We start from the raw sequence: 3,786 nt of genomic DNA, 5'->3' as shown, positions 1-3,786 counted from the left end.
GAAGGGGGCGGGGATTCCCCCCCCACCCACCCCCGGGAATGCTCCGGCCCCCCAGGACGTTCCCCTACCGTCGCCACTCCGGCCACGCCTGTGAGGCGTCGGTCGGGTCCGGTTCGGGCTCAGGGTCCGGTTCGGTGTGGCGGCTTCTGTTCGAGAGTCTTACCGAAGGAGCGCGGGACGCATGGCGGGCACTGTGACGATGTACAGCACGACCTGGTGCGGTTACTGCCGTCGGCTGAAGGGCCAGATGGACCGCGAGGGCATCGCGTACACCGAGATCAACATCGAGCATGACGCCGAGTCCGCGGCGTTCGTGGAGAAGGCGAACGGCGGCAACCAGACGGTGCCGACCGTGCTGGTGGTTCCCCCGTCCGGCGGCGAGAACATCGTCATGACGAACCCGAGCCTCAACCAGGTCAAGCAGGCGCTGGCCGTCTGAGGCACCGCGCGCCGACTGTGCCCTCCCCGGAGTTTCCCGGGGAGGGCACAGTCATGTCCGGACGGCGCACCGATGGAGGACGCCCCGGCCCCGGCACCGCCCCCGGCGGCGACGCTCCCCCACGGAACGCGCCCCGCCGTGCGCCGCGGGTCAGGGCTTGGGCAGCGGCTTGCCGTACCAGGCTTCGATGAGGCGGGCGGCGATGGAGATGCCGTACGGGGGCAGGACCTCGCCGGAGGCGAAGGCGGCGGTGAGGTCGTCGCGGGAGAACCAGCGGGCCTCCTCGATCTCCTCGCCGTCGACGTGTATGTCGGAGGAGGTGGCGCGGGCCATGAAGCCGAGCATGAGGCTGGAGGGGAAGGGCCAGGGCTGGCTGGCGACGTACTCGACGTCGCCGACGACGACGCCGGCCTCCTCGAAGACCTCGCGGGCCACGGACTGCTCGATGGACTCGCCCGGTTCGACGAAACCGGCGAGGGTGGAGAAGCGGCCTTCGGGCCAGTGGACCTGGCGGCCGAGGAGGGCGCGGTCCTGGTCGTCGGTGACGAGCATGATGACGGCCGGGTCGGTGCGGGGGTAGTGCTCGGCGCCGCAGGCGGGGCAGCGGCGGATGTGTCCGGCGGCGGCGATGACGGTGCGTTCGCCGCAGCGGGAGCAGAAGCGGTGCAGGCGCTGCCAGTTCTCCAGGGCGACGGCGTGGACGAGGAGTCCGGCGTCGCGCGGGGAGAGGAGCAGTCCGGCTTCGCGGAGTCCGGCGGCGCGGGCGGACTGGTCGAGGCGGCCGGGGAGGACGTCCTTCTGGAGGGCGAAGTAGCTGATGCCGTCGGCGTCGGTGCCGAGGTAGTAGCGGTGGGCCTCGGTCAGGGGCGCCTCGAAGGACGGCGTCATGATGAGTTCGGTGCGGCCGTCGGGGGTGTCGTCGATGAGGGCCTGACCGCCGGAGACCACGAAGACGCGCGTGGAGGGGTGGCTCCAGGCCGCGGCGAGCCATGCCTCGTCGAGGCGGTGGTGTGCGGCGCGGTCGATGCCGCTCGGTGCGCTGAAGGTGATCGGCCGGTCTGCGTCGTGGTCGGTCCAGGTGGTCACTGCTGTCTCCAACTCCCCCTGTGGCGTGGGTGGTTGCTGCGTGTGGGGCGGCGGGCGGTGTGGCGGGTCAGGTGGTGTGCCAGTGCTCCGCGAGGTCGCCCCAGAGGTGTGCGGTGGTTTCGGCGCCCTTGAGGAGGAGGTCGAGTTCGACCTTTTCGTTGGGGGCGTGCCAGCCGTCGGAGGGGATGGAGATGCCGAGGAAGAGGACGGGTACGCCGAGGACGTCCTGGAGGTCGGCGGCGGGTCCGGAGCCGCCTTCGCGGGTGAAGCGGATCTTCTGGCCGAACGCGCGGCCCATGGCGCGGACGACGGACTGGAGTGCGGGGTGGTCGAGGGGGGTGAGGCAGGGGCGGGTGGCGCCCCAGAAGGTGAGGGTGTGGCGGATGCCGTCGGGGAGCTGGGCGGCGACCCAGTCGCGGACGGCCTGCTGGACGGCGTCGGTGTCCTGGCCTGCGACGAGGCGGAAGGAGAGCTTCAGCTGGGCGGTGGCGGGGACGATGGTCTTGCCGCCGGGGCCCTGGTAGCCGCCGGAGATGCCGTTGACCTCGGCGGTGGGGCGGGCCCAGATGCGTTCGAGGGTGGTGTGGTCCGCCTCGCCGAGGGTGGCGTGGGAGTGGGCGGTGCTCAGCCAGGCGGCTTCGTCGAAGGGCAGTTCGGCGAAGAGGGCGCGTTCCTGGTCGGTGAGGGGGATGACGCCGTCGTAGAAGCCGGGGACGGTGACGCGGCGGTCGGTGTCGTGGAGGGCGGCGGCCAGGCGGGCGGCTTCGGTGGCGGGGTTGGGGACGGCGCCGCCGAAGGAGCCGGAGTGGATGTCCTGGTCGGGGCCGTGGAGGTCGATCTGGCAGTCGGTGAGGCCGCGCATGCCGGTGCAGACGGTGGGGGTGTCCTTGGACCACATGCCGGTGTCGGAGACGATCACGGCGTCGCAGGCCAGGCGGTCGGCGTGGCGGGCGATGAGGTCGGGGAAGTGCGGGGAGCCGGATTCCTCTTCTCCTTCGATGAGGAGTTTGAGGTGGACGGCGGGGGTGGTGCGGCCGGTGGCGGCGAGGTGGGCGCGGACGCCGAGGGTGTGGAAGAAGACCTGGCCCTTGTCGTCGGCGGCGCCGCGGGCGTAGAGCTTGCCGTCGGCGGTGTGTGGTTCGAAGGGGTCGGTGTGCCAGCCGTCGTCGCGGGTGGCGGGCTGGACGTCGTGGTGGCCGTAGACGAGGACGGTGGGGGCGTCGGGGTCGTCGCTGGGCCAGTGGGCGAAGACGGCGGGGTGGCCGTCGGTCTCCCAGATCTCGGCGGTGGGGAAGCCGGTGGCGGTGAGCTTGGCGGCGAGCCATTCGGCGCTGCGGCGCACGTCCGGGGTGTGGCCGGGGTCGGCCGACACGGAGGGGATGCGCAGCCAGTCGGCGAGGTCGGCGAGGAAGGTGTCGCGGTGGGCCGTGAGGTACGCGTGGACGGCGCTGTCCGGGGTGGTGCTCATGGGTCCGAGCCTATCGGCCTTCCGGGTGAGGGCGGTCGGCGGTCTCGCCGCGGAGGATGCGTTCGAGTTCGGGGCGTCCGGGGAGGTGGGCGGGGCGGATGAGGGTGCCGGTGCGGACGTGGAGGAAGGCGGCGTCGACGGCGGTGGGGGGCAGGTGGTGGCGTTCGGCCCAGGCGAGGCGGTAGATGGCGAGTTGGAGGGGGTCGGCGTCCTGGGTGTGGCCGGTCTTCCAGTCGATGATCTCGAAGTGGTCGGTGCCGTCGGGGCCGGGTGTGGTGTAGACGGCGTCGATGCGGCCGCTGATGACGCGTCCGGCGAGGGTCATACGGAACGGTGCTTCGACGCGGTGTGGGGCGCGGTGGGCGTAGGGGGTGCGGGCGAAGGCTTCCTTGAGGGCTTCGAGGTCGCTTTCGTCGGCGATGTCGGGGTGGGCGTCGGGGTCGGCGCCGGGGAGGTCGTCGGGGTCGTGGAGCGGGAGGGGGAGCGCTTCGTGGCGGGAGGCGACCCAGGCGTGGAAGCGGGTGCCGCGGCGGGCGGCGGGCTGGGGTGCGCGGGGCATGGGGCGGGCGAGGTCGCGGGCGAAGGCGTCGGGGTCGGCGGCGAGGTGCATCAGCTGGGTGGCGCTGAGGGCGTGTGGGAGGGGGACGTCGCGGACGGTGGCGCGGGCGCGGCGGAGTTCGGCGGTGAGGGCGTCGAGGTCGCGGTCCCAGGAGGCGAGGGTGCGGCGGTCCTCGGGGAGGAGGGCGGTGTCGGTGGCGTCGTGGTCCGGGGTGTCGGGGCCGGTGGGGGTGGG

General features: G+C 72.8%; 4 protein-coding genes. 1 reads left to right on the top strand and 3 read right to left on the bottom strand.

Annotation, left to right across the window (positions count from 1 at the left end; translation table 11 throughout):
• Positions 1-181: 181 nt before the first annotated feature.
• Positions 182-439, top strand: a complete 258-nt coding sequence (locus tag IF23_RS0130680; protein WP_030289565.1) for a glutaredoxin family protein — start codon at positions 182-184, stop codon at positions 437-439.
• Between the two features lie 150 nt (positions 440-589).
• Here the strand turns inward: IF23_RS0130680 and nudC are convergent, their stop codons facing one another.
• The 3 genes from nudC to IF23_RS0130665 form a co-directional block, all read right to left on the bottom strand.
• Entirely contained in the window at positions 590-1,525 is a 936-nt protein-coding gene (gene nudC, locus IF23_RS0130675) for an NAD(+) diphosphatase (protein ID WP_030289564.1), read from the bottom strand.
• Between the two features lie 67 nt (positions 1,526-1,592).
• The gene (locus tag IF23_RS0130670) at positions 1,593-2,993 is read right to left on the bottom strand and encodes a dipeptidase (protein WP_030289562.1); all 1,401 of its coding nucleotides are present in this window, start codon (positions 2,991-2,993) and stop codon (positions 1,593-1,595) included.
• A gap of 10 nt (positions 2,994-3,003) precedes the next feature.
• The coding region (locus IF23_RS0130665; RefSeq protein WP_030289560.1) for a PD-(D/E)XK nuclease family protein at positions 3,004-3,786 on the bottom strand (783 nt) is incomplete at its 5' end.

The organism is Streptomyces catenulae, assembly GCF_000718015.1.
Classification (GTDB): domain Bacteria; phylum Actinomycetota; class Actinomycetes; order Streptomycetales; family Streptomycetaceae; genus Streptomyces; species Streptomyces catenulae.
Note: the sequence above shows the minus strand (reverse complement) of the source record. Positions and strands in the feature narration are given on the sequence as shown.